Origin of the sequence: Stenotrophomonas hibiscicola ATCC 19867, from assembly GCF_000382065.1 — a bacterium.
Lineage (GTDB): Bacteria > Pseudomonadota > Gammaproteobacteria > Xanthomonadales > Xanthomonadaceae > Stenotrophomonas > Stenotrophomonas hibiscicola.
The window spans coordinates 84,299-101,008 of the sequence record NZ_KB907500.1; the positions used below are offsets into that span (position 1 = coordinate 84,299).

Here is a 16,710-nt window from a genome sequence, read left to right on the forward strand (position 1 = left end):
CGCCAGCAAAGCACGCACAGGGGAAGCGGGCCGTGGCCCGCGATCAGGTGGCGCCGCCGCTCAACGACGGCGCGATGGCTCAGCCGTCGGCGCTCTCGAATGCCAGGCGCAGGGCGTGGTTGCGCACGTCCTCGGGCCAGCTGCGCAACGCCATTTCCAGGCCCGCTCGGTCGTGCGCGAACAGGACACGGATCGCCTCCTCGAAACCCGGCAGGTCGCCGGCGATGGTCTGCAGGAAGTGATAGGCACGCTCGCTGTGGCGGCGCTGCTGGTCCTTGTCCGCACCGGCACGGCTGGCCGCCTCCACCAGCCTGCGCAGAACCACGGAGGCGCCACCCGGCTGTTCGGTCAGCCACGCCCAATGGCGCGGCAACAACGTCACCTCGCGGGCAACCACGCCCAGCTTGGGGCGGCCACGGCCGCGCGGGGTTGCCGGCACATCTTCGGCAGTGATGTCGGCATCCGCCTCGACGGCGGCGGGAAACGCTTCGATGACCCGCGCCAGCAGTTCTGCGTCGCTACCACGCGTATCGAAATCACGGGTGCGGCCGGTAGCGTTGTCGAACACCAGCAGCGGTCCGGCAGCGTTGCCGGCGCGCAGCTGTTTCAGCGCCAGCGCCGCCACCTCCGGGGTACCGGAAGCGACCAGGCGATGGCCGTCGAAGCAACTGAAGGGAGGGAGTCGGGACGCAGGCATGGCAATGGCATCAGAGGCGATGCGCCAATATTGCCCGGGTAATTTGCGGCCGTCAATATTACCCGGGAATTAATCAACCAGAAGAGCGTGCCAACCACGGTTGGCCCCCACCGGAATGGGTGGCACCCACACGATTCGCCAGGTTACAGACGGCTGAAGGACCAGCTCACCATGCGGCCGTCCTTGTACGGCATCACGCCGTGGAACGGGCGAGGGTCGGTATCGAACACCAGCGGCAGGAAGTTGCGGTCGCCCTCCCACATCGGCAGCGTGTCCAGCTTGTCCAGGTCCACCCACTCCAGCGTGCCCTCGTGGTTACCGCCGTGTGGGGTGCCCTCGAATCCATCGATGACGAACACGAAGCCCAGCCAGTCCTCCCCATGCTTGCCGAAACCCGGCCAGCTGAGAGTGCCGCGCAGACGCATGCTGGTGCAGTCGATACCGGCCTCTTCCTGGATCTCGCGGCGCATGCTGGCGGCCACGTCCTCGTCCGCTTCGATCTTGCCACCCAGCCCGTTGTACTTGCCCAGATGATGGTCACCGGGACGGGTATTGCGATGGATCATCAGCACCTGGCGACGATCGGGCGACAGCACGTAGCCCAGGGTGGCGACGATCGGGGTGTACGGCATGGGCAGCATCCAGCGGCAGGTGAGCCGTGGATTATGGCCGATCAGCGCACCAGCGACAGGCGGCGTTCGGCGCGCGCCGCGACGCCATCGGCATCGCGGCGCAGCGTGGCCACGCCGTGGCCGCGCTCGGCCAGGTACTCCAGCCACTTGCCGAGGAAGGTGTTCATCCGCATGCGGTGGCTGATCAGCTCCGCCGGCGGCGGGTACAGCCCCATGGTGTCCTGCCAGCGGCGTCCGACGTAGCAGTGGGTGGTCTCGGCCTGGCGCGCGTCACGGTACAGGCGAACATAGGCCGATGGATCAGGCTCGCCAGTGACCGGGTCGGCCAGGTCGTAGGTCAGCCGCAGTTCCACCGTGTAGCGGTGGCACTCGATCACGTCCAGGCGAACGTCCAGGCCATCTCCGACCGAGGAGACGTAGCTGCCCGTCATCAGTCCAGCCGGTTCGAACAGGCGCACCAGATGGCGGTAGTTCTCCGCGTACAGGCCCATGAGCCAGCTCAGCCGGCTCAGGCGGGGAATGCGTTCGGTACGGGGCAAGGCTCGGGCCATGGGTCGATCCTACACGTTGGTGCTTCAACGTGGGGGCGGGATCACCCCGACCAAAGGGGCTCGGTATCGACCAACGGTCGATACCCACCGTGCAGGAGGGTCGATGCCCCAGCGCAGGAGGGTCATCACCCCGGAGGTAGGCCACGACCGTTGGTCGTGGCGCACGGATCAATACAGCTCGCGCTGCAGCCCCAGCGTGGCCAGCACCTTGCTGGAAATCTCCTCGATCGAGGTATGCGTGGTGCTCAGGGTCGGAATCCGCTCCATGCGGAACATGGTCTCGGCCGCGGCCACCTCGCGCTTGCAGGTGTCCAGGTTGGCGTAGCGCGAGTTCGGGCGGCGCTCCTGGCGGATCTGCTGCAGGCGGTCCGGGTCGATGGTCAACCCGAACAGCTTGCGTCGGTAGTTGCGCAGGCGCGGCGGCAGGCGGTCGCTTTCCAGGTCCTCGTCGGTCAACGGGTAGTTGGCCGCGCGCACCCCGTAATGCAGGGCCAGGTAGATGCAGGTGGGCGTCTTGCCGGCGCGCGACACCGCCACCAGGATCACGTCGGCATCGTCGTAGTTCACCGCAATGCCATCGTCATGGGTCAGGGCGAAGTTCATCGCGTTGATGCGGCGGTGGTAGGTATCGAAATCGACCATGCCGTGGGCCTGGCCGACCCGGGCCAGGCGCGGGCTGGCCAGTTCACGCTCCAGGGGCTCGATGAACGGCGCGAACACATCCAGCATCAGCGCCCCGCTGTCGGCCAGGATCAGGCTCAGGCTCTGGTCCACGCAGGAGTTCACCACGATCGGCCGGACCTGGTAGCGCTCACCTGCCGCCTGGATCCGGGCGCAGGCTTCACGCGCTTTTTCGGGGTCGTCGACAAACGACATTCGGTCGGTAATGAAGCTGAATCCGGAGAACTGGGTCAGCAGGCTATGCCCAATGGTTTCAGCGGTGATACCGGTTCCATCGGAAACGTAGAACACCGGACGGATGGTCGACATGCGCGCTTTTACCCCCTACGAAGCTTAAAAAGGCCGCCAGCACAAGCTTGTGCCGACGGTGCTCTGCCCGGCATCATATCGGCTTCTTCCTACGGACGCGGCCACTCAGCCCGCCTCGGGCGATGGCCAAACGGAGCATCGCGCTTGAACGAGAACATCCTGTGGTTGCACGAACTGCGTCTGGCCGATCTGGCCCGCGTAGGCGGCAAGAATTCGTCCCTGGGCGAGATGATCGGCAACCTGGCCGGTCTGGGCGTTTCGGTGCCGGGCGGTTATGCCACCACCGCTGAAGCCTTCAAGGACTTCATCGCGCACAACGACCTGTCCAAGCGCATCTTCGACAGGCTGGCCACGCTGGACGTCGAGGACGTCAATGCGCTGACCGCCGCCGGCAAGGAAATCCGCGGCTGGGTAATCGACGCCCCGCTGCAGCCGCAGCTGGACCAGGACATCCGCACCGCCTACGCCAAGCTAAGCGCCGAGAATGGCGGCGGCGACGTTGCCGTGGCCGTGCGTTCGTCTGCCACCGCCGAGGATCTGCCGGATGCGTCCTTCGCCGGCCAGCAGGAAACCTTCCTCAACGTGACCGGTGCCGACGACGTCGTGCACAAGGTCAAGGAAGTGTTCGCCTCGCTGTACAACGACCGCGCCATCGCCTACCGCGTGCACCACGGTTTCAAGCATGAGGACGTGTTCCTGTCCGCCGGCGTGCAGCTGATGGTGCGTTCGGGCGTCGGCTCCTCCGGCGTGCTGTTCACCCTGGACACCGAGTCCGGCTTCCGTGACGTGGTGTTCGTCACCTCCTCGTTCGGCCTGGGCGAGATGGTCGTGCAGGGCGCGGTCAATCCGGACGAATACTACGTCTACAAGCCCACCCTGCAGGCCGGCAAGCCGGCGATCCTGCGCCGCTCGCTCGGCAGCAAGGCGATCCGCATGGTGTATTCGGATGTCCCCGGTGAGCGCGTCCGTATTGAAGACACCCCGGCCGAACTGCGCACCACCTTCTCGATCAGCGACGAGGACGTGCAGGAACTGGCCAAGCAGGCGCTGGTCATCGAAAAGCACTACGGCCGCCCGATGGACATCGAGTGGGCCAAGGACGGTGTCAGCGGCAAGCTGTTCATCGTGCAGGCGCGCCCGGAAACGGTGAAGTCGCGCAGCCACGCCACCCAGATCGAGCGCTTCGCGCTGACGGAGAAGGGCGGCAAGGTGCTGGCCGAGGGCCGTGCCGTCGGCGCCAAGATCGGTTCAGGCGTGGCCCGCGTGGTGAAGACGCTGGACGACATGAACCGCGTGCAGCCGGGCGACGTGCTGATCGCCGACATGACCGATCCCGATTGGGAACCGGTGATGAAGCGCGCCTCGGCCATCGTCACCAACCGCGGTGGCCGCACCTGCCACGCCGCGATCATCGCGCGCGAGCTGGGCGTGCCAGCCGTGGTCGGTTCGGGCAACGCCACCCAGGTCATCGAGGATGGCCAGCTGGTCACCGTCAGCTGCGCTGAAGGCGATACCGGCTTCATCTACGAAGGCAAGCTCGGCTTTGAACGCACCACGACCGATCTGGGCAACATGCCGCCGGCCCCGCTGAAGATCATGATGAACGTGGCCAACCCGGAACGTGCCTTCGACTTCGGCCAGCTGCCGAACGCCGGCATCGGCCTGGCCCGCCTGGAAATGATCATCGCCAGCCACATCGGCATCCATCCGAATGCGCTGCTGGAATACGACCGCCAGGACGCCGCGACCAGGAAGAAGATCGACGAGAAGATCGCCGGCTACGGTGATCCGGTCAGCTTCTACGTGGACCGCCTGGCCGAAGGCATCGCCACCCTCACCGCCTCGGTTGCACCGAACCCGGTGATCGTGCGCCTGTCGGACTTCAAGTCCAACGAGTACGCCAACCTGATCGGCGGCAGCAACTACGAGCCGCGCGAAGAGAACCCGATGATCGGCTTCCGCGGCGCCAGCCGTTACGTCGACCCGAGCTTCTCGGCCGCCTTCGCGCTGGAGTGCAGGGCCGTGCTGCGCGTGCGCAACGAAATGGGCCTGGACAACCTGTGGGTCATGATTCCGTTCGTGCGCACCCTGGAAGAAGGCCGCAAGGTCATCGAGGTGCTGGAACAGAACGGCCTGAAGCAGGGCGAGAACGGCCTGAAGATCATCATGATGTGCGAAGTGCCGTCCAACGCACTGCTCGCCGATGAGTTCCTGGAGATCTTCGACGGCTTCTCGATCGGCTCCAACGACCTGACCCAGCTGAGCCTGGGCCTGGACCGCGACTCGTCGATCGTCGCGCACCTGTTCGACGAACGGAACCCGGCAGTGAAGAAGCTGCTGTCGATGGCGATCAAGGCTGCACGCGCCAAGGGCAAGTACGTCGGCATCTGCGGCCAGGGCCCGTCCGATCACCCCGATCTGGCCGAATGGCTGATGCAGGAAGGCATCGAGTCGGTGTCGCTGAACCCGGACACCGTGGTTGATACCTGGCTGCGCCTGGCCAAGCTGAAGGCCAACGGCTGATGCCGTGATGGGCTGACGTCGCTTTCATCGACGTCCGCCCATACTGCTGCTGCACGCAAGCCCCGCCTCTGCGGGGCTTGCTGTTTCTGGCGTCCGCGCACGCCCTGCCCCACGCAGACATCGCTACGCAACAAAGGACTTTCGCATGATCGCCGCCGCACCTCCCACCCCCGCCCCCGCCGCAACGCCCTGGTTCCACTCGCTCGACTGGGAACGCCTGCTGGAAACCTACGGCGTGCCGTTGCTGGCCGCGATCGTGGTGCTGCTGGTGGGCCTGTGGGTGGCACGTCGCTTGTCCAATGCAATGCCGCGCGCCACTGCGCGCATGGGTGTGGACCCGATGCTGGGCAGCTTCCTGCGCAACGTGGTCTATGCCACCTCACTCGTGATCGTGGCGCTGCTGGCCATCGACACGCTCGGCGTGAAGATCACCCCGCTGCTGGCCGTGCTCGGCACCGCTGGCCTCGCTGTTGGCCTTGCATTGAAGGATTCGCTGTCCAACATCGCCTCGGGCGTGATGCTGGTGACGCTGCGACCGTTCCGCGTGGGCGATGTGGTGACCGTGGCCGGGCAGACAGGCACGGTGCGCGAAGTGCGCATCTTCCAGACCGTCATCACCGGTGCCGACAACCAGCACACCACCATTCCGAACACGCTGATCACCGCCGCACCGATCATCAACCTGACCGCCGAACCGACCCGCCGCGTCGAACTGGTGATCGGCATCGGCTACGCGGACAACATCCAGCTGGCACGCGACACCGCGCTGGCGCTGATGAAGGCCGACCCGCGCGTGCTGCAGACGCCGGCCCCGGACGTGGTGGTGTACGAGCTGGGTGCGCACGCCATCAACCTCGGCATCCGTTGCTACGTGAAGTCGGCCGACTGGTTCGGCACCAAGGTCACGCTGCTGGAGCAGCTGAAGCTGGGCTATGACAAGGCCGGCATCAACATTCCGTATCCGCAGCAGGACATGCACCTGTACCTGCATGGCAAGGATGGCGGCGTGGTTGAGGCCGACGCGCTGGTGCGCGACAAGCCCTGATCCATGCCGGTAGTGCCGACCAACGGTCGGCACCCACCCGTCGGCGATACGACATTGAAATGCCGGCCGCTGGCCGGCAGCCTTCAGGATCAGGCCGCGACGCTCTCTTCCAACGTCGGGTAATCGGTGAAGCCGACCGCGCCACCGCCAAAGAACGTCGCGCGATCCGGCGGATTCAGCGCCGCACCGGTACGCAGTCGCTCCGGCAGATCCGGGTTGGCGATGAACGGCCGGCCGAAGCCGATCAGGTCAGCCCAGCCTTCCGCCAGTGCCTGCTCGGCGCGCTCGGCGGTGTACTTGCCGGCGTAGATCAGCGTACCCGGGTAGACCATGCGCAGCGCCTGCTTGAACGCCACCGGCATCAACGGTGCATCGTCCCAGTCGGCCTCGGCGATGTGCAGGTAACCCATCTCCAGTTCGCCCAACAGGTGGGCTGCCGCCAGATAGGTCGCCTGCGGCGTATCGTCCACCGCGCCCTGCAACGTGGTCAGTGGCGCCAGGCGCACGCCGACGTGATCACCACCGACCACCGCAACCACCGCCTGCACCACCTCGCGCAGGAACCGCAGGCGGTTCTGCAACGCGCCGCCATAGCCGTCGGTGCGCTGGTTGGCCTGCGAGTCGATGAACTGGTTGATCAGGTAGCCATTGGCACCGTGCAACTCCACGCCATCGAAGCCTGCGTCCAGCGCGTTGCGTGCCGCCTCGGCGTAGTCGGCGACGATGCCCGGAATCTCGTCTTCGCGCAGCGCGCGCGGCATCGAATGCTGGATCATTTCGCCCATCCCGGCTTCGGGACCTGCCCCGGTCGGGTCGACGAACACCTTCACGCCTTCCGCCAACAACGCCGACGACGACACCGGCGCGGCGCCGCCCGGCTGCAGCGCCACGTGCGAGACCCGGCCGACATGCCACAGCTGGGCGTAGATGCGACCGCCGGCAGCGTGCACGGCATCGGTCACCCGGCGCCAGCCCTTCACCTGATCCGGGCTATGGATGCCCGGGGTCCAGGCATAGCCCTGGCCTTGAGGGCTGATCTGGGTGCCTTCGCTGACGATCAGGCCGGCGCTGGCGCGCTGCGCGTAATACGTGGCCATTTCGGCAGTGGGCACGTTGCCGGCCGACGAGCGCGAGCGGGTCATCGGCGGCATCACGATGCGGTTGGGCAACGTCAGCGCGCCCAGGCGGTGGGGAGTGAACAGCATGGCGGCAATCTCTTGCAGGGGACTGCCGGCAAGGATGGGGATGGCGGCGGCCACGCAACAGGCACGCACTGGCAAAACAGTTGTTCCCTCAAGGCAAGGATGGCCGGCCGGGGGTCAGAGCCCCTTCCTGCGGAACGGGCTCCGACCCCGCGCGCAACCGGGGTCGGATCCCTTTGCAACGCAAAGGGCTCCTACCCCGAAGCCGGTTACAGCGTGGGTTCGATCAGCACACCACCATGCGCCACGCGGTCATAGCAGGTGCGTACCACGTCCTCGCCGTACTTGCGCTCCAGCCGGCGCACGATGAAGTGGCCGCGCGCCATGTCCTGGTAGTAGTCAGTGAACATGGTGTTCAGTGTTGCGCCGGCAGCGGCACCGACGATCGGCACCGCCTGCGCGGCGAACTTCTCGGTAACGACCACGCCAAAGCGCGCCGCCACCTTCTCCACCAGCTTCGCCAGCAGCTTGCCGGCTTCCTTCGGCGCCACACCCAGGGTCAGGTCGCGGCCGGTCACCACCCGCCCGGCCAGCTCGGCCGAGAGATGGCGCATCACATCGGTCGTGAAGCCGCGGGCCAAGTAATAGCCCGTCTCGCTGGCGTCATCACGCGGCGAGTTGCCGCCCAGCGCGAATACCTCAAGGCACGCCTGGCGGGTGCTGAAGTCGGACAGGTCAAACCCCTCGCTGCGGGCCACGTCGGCCACCGCACGCATCATGATCGTGGTCGACACCGGCAACTCGATGAGCAAGGCGGCAAAGCCGAAGGCGCCGCCGACCGCACCGGAGGTGGCTGCCGCCAGTTTGTGCCAGCGGGTCGACGCTCCCTTGCCGGGCGAGTTGTCCATGCTCCACAGGGCTGCCTGCGCCGACTTGGACAGCGCCGCCTGCACCGCACCGTGGATGCGGTTGGAGACCGAGCTGGGCAGCGCCTTCACCGCGAACTCCAGCGGCGTACCGACCAGGTTGGCCATGCGCGCGGTCAGGGTCGGCGCTTCCAGCAGGGCCACCGCGCGCTGCAGGTCGGACCAGTCGCGGGCGTCATGGGCGATGTCGCGGGGGAGCAGGATCGGCTCGTTCATGGCGCCGATCTTAGCGCCCGGAAGTTGAACGGTTCGTCGCGGGGTACGACAGAGGGGTCACAGCCCTTTCCGCAGCAAAGGGATCCGACCTCCGCGCCTTGCCGGCCAGCGGCCGGCACTACCCGTTGGTGTGTCACCCGGTAGCGCCGGGCCATGCCCGACGGCGTCGTTCAGGCAGCCGGCAGGCCCGACAGCGCGCCCATGAACTGGCGGTAGTGACGCAGCTCGGCGATTGAATCGTGTACATCGCTCAGCGCGGTATGGTTGCTGTTCTTGCCGACGCCGGCGGCCACGCTCGGCGCCCAGCGCTTGGCCAGCTCCTTCACCGTGGACACGTCCAGGTTGCGGTAGTGGAAGTACTTCTCCAGGCGCGGCATCTGGCGGTGCAGGAAGCGGCGGTCCTGGCAGATCGAGTTGCCGCACATCGGCGAAAGGCCGGCCGGGATCCACTGCGCCAGGAAGTTCACCGTCTGCGCCTCGGCCTGGCCCAGGGTGGTGGTGCTGTCCACCACGCGCTGCCACAGGCCCGAGCGGCGGTGCTGGTTGCGGTTCCACTCATCCATCGCTTCCAGCGTTTCCAGCGGATGGTGGATGGCGAATTCCGGCCCTTCGGCCAGCACGTTCAGCTGGGCATCGGTGACCACGGTGGCGATCTCGATGATCGAATCGTTGTCGGTATCCAACCCGGTCATTTCCAGGTCGATCCAGATCAGTCGCTCGTTGGCCGCGCCGTTGTCCGCCATGTGTCGCCTCGTTGCTGGGCAGGCGCGGGGCCTACCGGTGAAGGAAAGAGGCGCCCATCATACCCGTTCGCCCCTCAGCCCTCGCCGGCGTGGTCTTCCAGCAGCAACGGCGGCTTGCCACGTTTGGCGCGGAAATAATTGGTCAGGCGTGTACTGGCTTCCTTGGCCAGCACCCCGCCGTGAATCTCGACGCGATGGTTGTGGCGGGCGTCGCCAATGAGGTCGAACACGCTGCCGCAGGCGCCCGTCTTGGGGTCACTGGCGCCGTAGACCAGACGGGCGACGCGTGCGTGCACGATCGCCATCGCGCACATCGCGCACGGCTCCAGGGTCACATACAGCGTGCTGCCGAGCAGGCGGTGGTTCGCCAGCAGCTTTCCGCCGGCCCGCATCGCCACGATCTCGGCGTGCGCGCTGGGGTCGTGCGAGGCGATGTTGAGGTTCCAGCCCTCGCCCAGCAGCTGGCCATCGGCACCCACCAGTACCGCACCAACGGGGATCTCGTCGTACTCGCGCTGCGCACGCTCGGCCAGCGCCAGCGCGTGGCGCATCCAGTGTTCATCGGTGTCGTGCACCGGCACGCCCAGGGCGTCGGTCATGGCGGTTCTCGCGTGTGTGCAGGGCCAGGATGGCCGCCGGGGCCGCATTGTACGCCCCGGGCCGTACAGGCGCCGCTAGCGCGCGTCGAAGCGCTCGCGGGCCGCATCCAGCGCCGGGAAATTGTGCTCCGCCCAGCGGTCCAGGGCGGACAACGTCTCGACCAGACCGTGCGCGACCTCGGTCAGGCGGTACTCGACATGCAGCGGTTTGCTGCCCCGGTCACACCGCTCGACCAGCCCATTGCGCTCCAGCTGTCGCAGGGTCTGGGTCAGCACCTTCTGCGAAATGCCTTCGATCTTCCGCAGCAACGCGCCGTTGCGAAGCGGGCCCTGCGCCAATGCCGGCAGCAGCAGCATCACCCACTTGCCGGAGATCAGCGCCAGCGCATCGCGCGCCGAGCAATCGGCGGCATAGACATCGCCCGGATAGGCCATGGTTACCTCAAGGTGCGTAATTGCCGGGGCATGCCGGCACCGCGAGGATGGTCGCACACTCCTCGAACACCTCGCCCATGCGTGCCCTGATCCTGCTTGCCCACCCCGAACCCCGCTCCTTCAATGCCCACCTCGCCGCGCAGGCGGCCGAGCAGCTGAGGCACGACCACTCGCAGGTGGATGTGGTCGACCTGTATGCGGAAGGCTTCGCTCCGCTGGAAGCGGCCTGGCACCATCCACGGCGCCTGCAGCCCGAGCGCTTCGATGCCCAACGCGAACAACGCCACAGCGCCGAACTGGAGCAGTTACCCGCCGATGTGCGACGTCACCTGCACCTGCTGCGGGTCGCAGACCTGGTGATCCTGCAGTTCCCGCTGTGGTGGTTCGCGGCGCCAGCCATCCTCAAGGGCTGGCTGGACCGCGTGCTGGTATATGGGCCGATGTACAACAGCCGTCAGCGCCACGAACATGGCGTGATGCAGGGCAAGCGTGCCTTGCTGAGCGTCACCACCGGTTCATCGGCACGGGCATGCGCGGTGGACGGCCGCGAAGGCGACACCCGATTGCTGCTGTGGCCGTTGATGTACAGCCTGCGCTACGTCGGCTTCGAGGTGATGGAGCCATGCGTGGTGCATGGCGTGCGTTCCGAGCTTGCAGCGGAACGCGTGCAGGCCCACGACGAAGCACTGGTTGCAGCCACCCTCTCCTACCGCGAGCGACTGACGCACTGGCGGCAGTGGCCAATCGTGCCCTTCAACGACAGCGATGACTTCGAGGATGGGGTGGTGCTGCGCGCGGACGCGATCGCGCACAGCCCCTTCATCCGCCACCGCGACGCGGGATGAATCTTCGCCTGCAGGCGCTACCGGAAAGCCTCATACTTCGCACTCTTCCGAAGCACCTTGGTGAACCCATGACCACCCTGCGCCCCTCTCGCGCCGACGACGGCGCCGCCCTTGTCGACCTCTGGCGTCGCGCCGTCGACGCCACCCACGACTTCCTCAGCGCAGAAGACCGCCAGGCCATCGACGCCGAAGTCGCCGGTTTCCTGCCGCTGGCGCCGATGACCGTGGCCGTCGACGCTCAGGACCGCCCCCTTGGCTTCATGTTGATCGATGGCACGCACATGGAAGCGCTGTTCATCGATCCTGACGTGCGCGGTACCGGTATCGGCCGGCGACTGCTGCAGCATGCGCTGGCCCTGCATCCGCAGCTCAGTACCGACGTCAACGAACAGAACGCGCAGGCCGTAGGCTTCTACCAGCGCATGGGCTTCGTTGAAACCGGTCGCTCACCGCTCGATTCGCAGGGCCGCCCGTATCCGCTGATCCATCTCCGGTACGAGGGCTGAGATCAGCCCCGGCGGCGGGGGTCAATCCACGGGCGGGGCGCTTGCCTCGAATGCCGCTGAGTAGCGCACTTCGCCCTGCGCGATCGGCGGCACCAGGGAGAGGGCCTGGAAGTACGCTGCTGGAACACCCGGCAGTACCAGGCCCGGTTCGGCATGGAACCCGAATCGCCCGTAGTAGGACGGCTCCCCCAGCACCACGCAGCCCTGCGCGCCCTGCCCACGCAATGCGTCGAGCGCCGCTTGCATCAGCGCCGCGCCAATGCCCTGCCCCTGGCATCCGGGCAGCACCGAGATGGGCCCCACGCCAAACCAGCCGGTGCTGCCATCGCTGATCGTCACGGGCGACAGGGCGATGTGCCCGACGACCTGCCCGTCCTTCTCGGCGACCAGCGAAAGACTCAGCTCTCCACGCGAACGCAGCGCATCCACAATGAACTGCTCGGTGTGGCTGCTGTGCGGCACATCGCGGAAGGCCGCCTCGGTGAGTGCGTGGATGCTTGCCCGGTCTTTACTGGACTCAGGCCGAATCGTGTAATTCATGGCACCCGTCTCTGTGATGGAAATGTGAATTATTGATTTGAATCACACATCTGCAGAAGAGCCTGCGTCGCGCGCAGCGCCAGCGGAAACACCGGATCGCCCACGGCACAAGCGATACGCCCGAGGTAGCACCCGCCAGCGCGTCAAAAACTTGGCGCGCCGGGTGGCAATGGCTTGCCGGCACGCTCCATAATCGGAAAACCTGTCACCTAGGAAGGATATATGGACATGGACGCGCCATGCAGGACCGGGCCATGGATGTAGCACAGCGCGAACGCAGGGGACGGTCGTTGTTGGCGTTGCTCGCGCTATTGCCGCTGGCCGCGTGCTCACCTTATGCCGATGCCGAGCGCGACGTTGCTGCGGGTGGACGCGGCCTGGCCAGGCTCAACCCGGCGCCGAAGCAGGCCTACGAACTGGTGCTGACAGTGAAGGATGCACCGGGCCCGTTCGCGGTTGTTGAGGGCGTGGGCCAGTATGACGTCAGCAACTACGAAGACTGCGGGCGGGTCATCTGGTCCACCGGCACGGCCAGCCGCATCACCAGCCAGGAACCGGTGGAACTGCGCAGGACGGGCGACAACGAATACCGCGGTACGTTCTACCTCGACCGCATGCAGGACCAGGACTATTACGATCGCGGTACGTGCCACTGGACGCTGACCGGCGTTGGCGCGATGTTGCGTGCCACGACCGGCGAAGCTGATACGCGATTCCTGACGTTCATCGACAGGAAGCGCATGGAGAGGGATTCACCTCTGACGCTCTATTACCCGAAACTCATCTATCCGCGCGCCACCACCGTCGCCAACTTCGGCGCCAGTGGCGAAGAAGATCCGTCAGGGTATAGCGAAGATCTGCGCGACGCGCTGTTCTCGACCACAACCACTGTGCGGACGCTCGCGCCATGAGCTGCCAGTGCCACATTTCCCCCTACACACCAGGAGGCCGACATTGCGCCACAAGATGATTCCGTGCCTTGCTCTGCTTCTATTGACCGCCTGCAATCCGGAGACCGCCATGAACCAGGAACGTGCCGCTGCTGAAGCCGATGTCGCCCAGGGTGGGCGTGGCCTCGCCAAGCTCAACCCCAGCCCGCGCAAGGCCTATGAACTGGTGCTGCGCCTGAAGGATGCCCCCGGTGATTTCGCAGTGGTCGAAGGCGTAGCGCAGTACGACGTCACCAACGAAGACCAGTGCGGCCACATCGAACCAGCCACCGGTACCGCCGCACGCATCACCAGCCAGGAGCCGGTGGAGCTGCGCAAGGTCGCTGATGGTGAGTACCGGGGCACTGTATACATCGACCGCATGCTGGACGAGGATTACTACGGTCGCGGTGTCTGCAAGTGGGAGTTCACCGGTGCAGGCGCGATGCTGAAGGCGACGGGGGCTGAGGGCGAGACGCGCTTCCTTTCATTTATTGAAGCAGCGCCATTCGTCAAAGGCGAGACCGAGACTCGCTACTATCCTCGTTCGGACTATCCGCGCGTGAACGAGATTCCTGACTACGGCGCAAGCGGCCAAGAAGACCCCACCAAGTTCCGCCCTGAGCTGCAGAATTCACTGTTCTCGGCTTCACTTGAAGCCAATGAGGTCCGCCAATGAGCCTCAGCAGCCAAGACTATGCGGGTATTTCCGACGACGTGTACAAGGACCGTGCGGTCGGTCGACGCGCTCCCGGCAAGGAAGAGCTCGTAGCGATCAACGGGCACAAGTACAAGATCCTCGAGCACGTTGATAATCGGCTGAACGGTTATCAAGGAACGATCTACCAGCGAGTCGACACCAATGAAATTGTCGTCGCACATCGCGGCACCGAACAGATCGCCCGCGATGCGATCCTGACCGATGGTGGCATGGTTGTCGCCCGCACCAACGTCCAAGCACCGGACGCCATCGCGCTGACCCAACGCGCCCTCGCCTATGCCAAGAAGGAGGGGCAGGATCTCGGACAGCGCCCACCCGAAGTCACCGTCACCGGCCACTCTCTCGGTGGCGCTCTGGCCCAGATCACCTCGCACCATTTCAACGTCAAGGGCGAAACCTTCAACGCCTATGGCGCGGTCAGCCTCAGCTACCGCATCCCGGAAGGCGGCAACACCATGATCAACCATGTCATGGCCTCCGATCCGGTCAGCGCGGCGTCGCCGCACTTCGGCCAGGTGCGCATCTACGCCAGGCCGAATGAAATCAGCACGCTCGCCGCGAACGGTTTCAGCAATCACTCGTTGCGCGCCCTTATCCCCGACCGGCCGATCATCGCCGCAGGCAGCTCGTTCGGCGCGCACAAGCTGGGCAACTTCCTCGGTGACGGCTCGGTGCTGCAGCACCCAGAAACGCAGAAGCTGGCAAAAGACAACGCCAGGATGATCGAGGAGTACCGCGACGACGTTGAATCACTGCGCCGTGGTGTCACCCGCGCGGCGCGGGGCATTCCAGGCGGCGCCGTCGACCTGTACGACCACATCCGCGGCCCGCTGCAGCCCGGTGAGCCGGCACGCCGCGAAGCGGAGAAGAACGGCCATCACACCAGCATGCTGCGAATGGACGATGCCAACCATGTGGGCAACCCACTGTTCAACGACGCGATCCGTGGCGTGCACGCGCAGGATGTCCGCGTCGGCCGGGTACCAGACGTGATGAGCACGCAACTGGCAGGCAGTCTGGCCGCCGAAATGCACGCAGCAGGCGGCAAGCGCATCGACGAAGTGGTCATGAATGCCGATGCCTCGCGCAGCTTCGCCGTGCAGGGCCAGGGCGGTGACCCCGCCCACCTTCGTGTGTCGGTGGATACGGCAGTGGCGATGAACACCCCGCTGGAACAGAGCAGCCAGCGCATCGACCAGCAGGCCGCCGACCAGCGCGTTGCGCTGGAGCGCGACCAGCAGCTGGAACAGCAGCGGAACCAGACCCGCAGCCTGCAGGCCTGATGCAGCGCGGGAGCCGGTCAGCCCGGCTCCCGCATCACTTCGAAACTCCGGCTCAGGGGCTGGACGCTGCCATTGGCACGGATGCTCCGGCCGTCACGAACGGATCCGGGCCCGAATCCGGGAATCCACCGCAGGCGCGATCGCCGGGAGCCACCGGATCACAGGGCCACTGCGCGCGTGCGACCTTCTCGCGCAGCTCGAAGCGATCGCCGGTCCAGACCACGAACGCGATGTGCTCGCGGTTCCAGTCGCTGTAGGCGCGCGGACCGCCCTTCTGCGCCGTTTCCGGGTATTGCACGAACCAGCGCATCGCCGGGCCGTACTGCAACTTGCTGTGGTCCAGATTGAGCCGGCCCTCACGGGACAGCTGTCGCGCACGGTCGGCGTCCGTCACCGGCGGCGTGGCCGGCAACGCATCGGCGGTCACATCCCTCGGCGCCGCGTCCCCGCGGACTTGGTACACACGCTGGGCCACATGAGCCTCGCGGCATTCACCCGCTGGCACGCGGACCGGCTCCGCGCCGTACTCATCGCGGTTGGCGACCTGGTCGCTGCAGGTGAACGGTGCTGACACCAGATAGAACGTGCTGTCGGCGTCGCGCCCTTCCAGCGAACGCACCCAGATGTCGCCCATCCGAACGATGAAGTCCGGGCGTTGGCCATAGCCCGGCACAGCCTTGAACCAGGCCTTCTGCCGCACCTCGCGCTCGCGCCAGCTGCGCGGCAGGTGGATGTCCTGCACGGGCAGCGCGACCAGCAACGCGGCCAGATGCGCCGGCATGGTGCCCTGGCAGGCGCCAATCAGCAGGTCGCCCTGGGTCGCCAGCCGCCCGGCCAGATCCACCGGGCAGCGGGCACCGAGCGCCCGCTCGGTCGCCTGCTCTGGCGGCAACGGCACGATGGCCAATGCGGGCGGAGCGGGGGCTACCGCGGGAACGGTTGGCTCGACGGAGGCGGGCGGTGCAGCCACAGGTGCCGCCGCTGCGGGCGCAACGGGCGCCGGCGCCGGATCCGCAGTCGGCGCCGGCTGCGCGTCCACCACAGGGGGCGCAGGGGGTGTCACGGCAGCCGACACCTCGGGCGTCGGCGCCACGACAACGGCGTCGGCCGCCGCGCGCGCGGCAACGGGCGCCGCCTCTGCAGGCGCCTCAACGGTAGCCTCGGCAGCGGGGGGCGTCTCCACCACAGATGCCGCTACCTCCTGAGCCTGTGCCGCCCCCGCGACAAGTCCAAGTGACAACAGCCAGACCGACGGCAGGCAGCGCACGGATGCAGTGCAGCGGGCAGCGGCGTGCCGGGTATTCGAGGGAACGATTCGCATGTGGTGTCCTTACGAGTGGGTTTCCATGTCGGCGCCACAGGGCGCCACGCGTCGTACGTAAAGCGC

At 66.4% G+C, this 16,710-nt stretch carries 18 protein-coding genes; 7 read left to right on the forward strand and 11 right to left on the reverse strand.

Features of this window, described 5'->3' with window-relative positions:
* Positions 1 to 79: 79 nt before the first annotated feature.
* The 4 genes from G370_RS0108840 to ppsR all read right to left on the reverse strand — a co-directional run bounded on the left by G370_RS0108840 (position 80) and on the right by ppsR (position 2,870).
* A complete protein-coding gene (locus G370_RS0108840; protein WP_019660267.1) occupies positions 80 to 697 on the reverse strand; it encodes a DUF2239 family protein in 618 nt (205 codons plus the stop codon).
* 143 nt (positions 698 to 840) lie between these two features.
* Positions 841 to 1,329: an NUDIX hydrolase gene (locus tag G370_RS0108845; protein WP_019660268.1), complete on the reverse strand. Its 489-nt coding sequence runs from the start codon at positions 1,327 to 1,329 to the stop codon at positions 841 to 843.
* A 41-nt stretch (positions 1,330 to 1,370) separates the two neighbouring features.
* Positions 1,371 to 1,880, reverse strand: a complete 510-nt coding sequence (locus G370_RS0108850) for a DUF1249 domain-containing protein (RefSeq protein ID WP_019660269.1) — start codon at positions 1,878 to 1,880, stop codon at positions 1,371 to 1,373.
* A gap of 168 nt (positions 1,881 to 2,048) precedes the next feature.
* Positions 2,049 to 2,870 (reverse strand): posphoenolpyruvate synthetase regulatory kinase/phosphorylase PpsR, encoded by an 822-nt coding sequence (gene ppsR / locus G370_RS0108855; protein WP_005417170.1) that lies wholly within the window; start codon positions 2,868 to 2,870, stop codon positions 2,049 to 2,051.
* Between the two features lie 144 nt (positions 2,871 to 3,014).
* On the opposite strand from ppsR, the gene ppsA reads away from it, so the two are divergent.
* Both ppsA and G370_RS0108865 read left to right on the forward strand, forming a co-directional pair.
* Positions 3,015 to 5,393 (forward strand): phosphoenolpyruvate synthase, encoded by a 2,379-nt coding sequence (gene ppsA, locus G370_RS0108860; RefSeq protein WP_019660270.1) that lies wholly within the window; start codon positions 3,015 to 3,017, stop codon positions 5,391 to 5,393.
* Positions 5,394 to 5,538: 145 nt separating this feature from the next.
* Positions 5,539 to 6,438 carry a mechanosensitive ion channel family protein gene (locus tag G370_RS0108865; RefSeq protein WP_019660271.1) on the forward strand — a complete coding sequence of 300 codons (900 nt, stop codon included), beginning with the start codon at positions 5,539 to 5,541 and terminating at the stop codon, positions 6,436 to 6,438.
* An 89-nt stretch (positions 6,439 to 6,527) separates the two neighbouring features.
* On the opposite strand, the gene G370_RS0108870 is transcribed toward G370_RS0108865, so the two are convergent.
* The 5 genes from G370_RS0108870 to G370_RS0108890 form a co-directional block, all read right to left on the reverse strand.
* Positions 6,528 to 7,643, reverse strand: a complete 1,116-nt coding sequence (locus G370_RS0108870; RefSeq protein WP_026347054.1) for an alkene reductase — start codon at positions 7,641 to 7,643, stop codon at positions 6,528 to 6,530.
* Positions 7,644 to 7,849: 206 nt separating this feature from the next.
* The gene (locus G370_RS0108875; RefSeq protein WP_019660273.1) at positions 7,850 to 8,722 is read right to left on the reverse strand and encodes an EcsC family protein; all 873 of its coding nucleotides are present in this window, start codon (positions 8,720 to 8,722) and stop codon (positions 7,850 to 7,852) included.
* A gap of 170 nt (positions 8,723 to 8,892) precedes the next feature.
* Entirely contained in the window at positions 8,893 to 9,465 is a 573-nt protein-coding gene (orn, locus tag G370_RS0108880; RefSeq protein WP_019660274.1) for an oligoribonuclease, read from the reverse strand.
* Positions 9,466 to 9,539: 74 nt separating this feature from the next.
* Positions 9,540 to 10,064 carry a tRNA adenosine(34) deaminase TadA gene (tadA, locus tag G370_RS0108885; RefSeq protein WP_019660275.1) on the reverse strand — a complete coding sequence of 175 codons (525 nt, stop codon included), beginning with the start codon at positions 10,062 to 10,064 and terminating at the stop codon, positions 9,540 to 9,542.
* A gap of 75 nt (positions 10,065 to 10,139) precedes the next feature.
* Positions 10,140 to 10,499 (reverse strand): winged helix-turn-helix transcriptional regulator, encoded by a 360-nt coding sequence (locus G370_RS0108890; RefSeq protein ID WP_010484895.1) that lies wholly within the window; start codon positions 10,497 to 10,499, stop codon positions 10,140 to 10,142.
* A gap of 77 nt (positions 10,500 to 10,576) precedes the next feature.
* Between G370_RS0108890 and G370_RS0108895 the strand changes: the two genes are divergently transcribed.
* Both G370_RS0108895 and G370_RS0108900 read left to right on the forward strand, forming a co-directional pair.
* The gene (locus G370_RS0108895) at positions 10,577 to 11,344 is read left to right on the forward strand and encodes an NAD(P)H-dependent oxidoreductase (RefSeq protein ID WP_019660276.1); all 768 of its coding nucleotides are present in this window, start codon (positions 10,577 to 10,579) and stop codon (positions 11,342 to 11,344) included.
* Between the two features lie 68 nt (positions 11,345 to 11,412).
* Positions 11,413 to 11,850, forward strand: coding sequence for an acetyltransferase (locus tag G370_RS0108900; protein ID WP_019660277.1), 438 nt, complete (start codon positions 11,413 to 11,415; stop codon positions 11,848 to 11,850).
* Positions 11,851 to 11,871: 21 nt separating this feature from the next.
* Here the strand turns inward: G370_RS0108900 and G370_RS0108905 are convergent, their stop codons facing one another.
* Positions 11,872 to 12,390: a GNAT family N-acetyltransferase gene (locus tag G370_RS0108905; protein WP_019660278.1), complete on the reverse strand. Its 519-nt coding sequence runs from the start codon at positions 12,388 to 12,390 to the stop codon at positions 11,872 to 11,874.
* Positions 12,391 to 12,644: 254 nt separating this feature from the next.
* Here G370_RS0108905 and G370_RS0108910 point away from each other — a divergent pair, with 254 nt between their 5' ends.
* Genes G370_RS0108910 through G370_RS0108920 form a run of 3 tightly spaced genes read left to right on the forward strand, consistent with a single transcriptional unit; the run spans position 12,645 to position 15,323 of the window.
* Positions 12,645 to 13,301 carry a hypothetical protein gene (locus G370_RS0108910; RefSeq protein WP_026347056.1) on the forward strand — a complete coding sequence of 219 codons (657 nt, stop codon included), beginning with the start codon at positions 12,645 to 12,647 and terminating at the stop codon, positions 13,299 to 13,301.
* A gap of 43 nt (positions 13,302 to 13,344) precedes the next feature.
* Positions 13,345 to 13,998, forward strand: coding sequence for a hypothetical protein (locus tag G370_RS0108915; protein ID WP_019660280.1), 654 nt, complete (start codon positions 13,345 to 13,347; stop codon positions 13,996 to 13,998).
* On the forward strand, positions 13,995 to 15,323 hold the full coding sequence (locus tag G370_RS0108920) for an XVIPCD domain-containing protein (protein ID WP_019660281.1): 1,329 nt from the start codon (positions 13,995 to 13,997) through the stop codon (positions 15,321 to 15,323). Before G370_RS0108915 ends, G370_RS0108920 begins: the two co-directional genes overlap by 4 nt.
* Positions 15,324 to 15,375: 52 nt before the next feature.
* On the opposite strand, the gene G370_RS0108925 is transcribed toward G370_RS0108920, so the two are convergent.
* On the reverse strand, positions 15,376 to 16,644 hold the full coding sequence (locus G370_RS0108925; protein ID WP_425423326.1) for a hypothetical protein: 1,269 nt from the start codon (positions 16,642 to 16,644) through the stop codon (positions 15,376 to 15,378).
* Between the last annotated feature and the right edge of the window lie 66 nt (positions 16,645 to 16,710).

What these genes read in the sequence shown, in the direction of transcription:
- G370_RS0108870 (WP_026347054.1), bottom strand. Translation starts at nt 7,643, where the DNA reads ATGCTGTTCACTCCCCACCGCCTGGGCGCGCTGACGTTGCCCAACCGC.
- G370_RS0108875 (WP_019660273.1), bottom strand. Translation starts at nt 8,722, where the DNA reads ATGAACGAGCCGATCCTGCTCCCCCGCGACATCGCCCATGACGCCCGC.
- G370_RS0108840 (WP_019660267.1), bottom strand. Translation starts at nt 697, where the DNA reads ATGCCTGCGTCCCGACTCCCTCCCTTCAGTTGCTTCGACGGCCATCGC.
- orn (WP_019660274.1), bottom strand. Translation starts at nt 9,465, where the DNA reads ATGGCGGACAACGGCGCGGCCAACGAGCGACTGATCTGGATCGACCTG.
- G370_RS0108910 (WP_026347056.1), top strand. Translation starts at nt 12,645, where the DNA reads ATGGATGTAGCACAGCGCGAACGCAGGGGACGGTCGTTGTTGGCGTTG.
- G370_RS0108925 (WP_425423326.1), bottom strand. Translation starts at nt 16,644, where the DNA reads ATGCGAATCGTTCCCTCGAATACCCGGCACGCCGCTGCCCGCTGCACT.
- tadA (WP_019660275.1), bottom strand. Translation starts at nt 10,064, where the DNA reads ATGACCGACGCCCTGGGCGTGCCGGTGCACGACACCGATGAACACTGG.
- G370_RS0108865 (WP_019660271.1), top strand. Translation starts at nt 5,539, where the DNA reads ATGATCGCCGCCGCACCTCCCACCCCCGCCCCCGCCGCAACGCCCTGG.
- G370_RS0108905 (WP_019660278.1), bottom strand. Translation starts at nt 12,390, where the DNA reads ATGAATTACACGATTCGGCCTGAGTCCAGTAAAGACCGGGCAAGCATC.
- G370_RS0108895 (WP_019660276.1), top strand. Translation starts at nt 10,577, where the DNA reads ATGCGTGCCCTGATCCTGCTTGCCCACCCCGAACCCCGCTCCTTCAAT.
- G370_RS0108890 (WP_010484895.1), bottom strand. Translation starts at nt 10,499, where the DNA reads ATGGCCTATCCGGGCGATGTCTATGCCGCCGATTGCTCGGCGCGCGAT.
- G370_RS0108850 (WP_019660269.1), bottom strand. Translation starts at nt 1,880, where the DNA reads ATGGCCCGAGCCTTGCCCCGTACCGAACGCATTCCCCGCCTGAGCCGG.
- G370_RS0108900 (WP_019660277.1), top strand. Translation starts at nt 11,413, where the DNA reads ATGACCACCCTGCGCCCCTCTCGCGCCGACGACGGCGCCGCCCTTGTC.
- ppsR (WP_005417170.1), bottom strand. Translation starts at nt 2,870, where the DNA reads ATGTCGACCATCCGTCCGGTGTTCTACGTTTCCGATGGAACCGGTATC.
- G370_RS0108920 (WP_019660281.1), top strand. Translation starts at nt 13,995, where the DNA reads ATGAGCCTCAGCAGCCAAGACTATGCGGGTATTTCCGACGACGTGTAC.
- G370_RS0108845 (WP_019660268.1), bottom strand. Translation starts at nt 1,329, where the DNA reads ATGCCGTACACCCCGATCGTCGCCACCCTGGGCTACGTGCTGTCGCCC.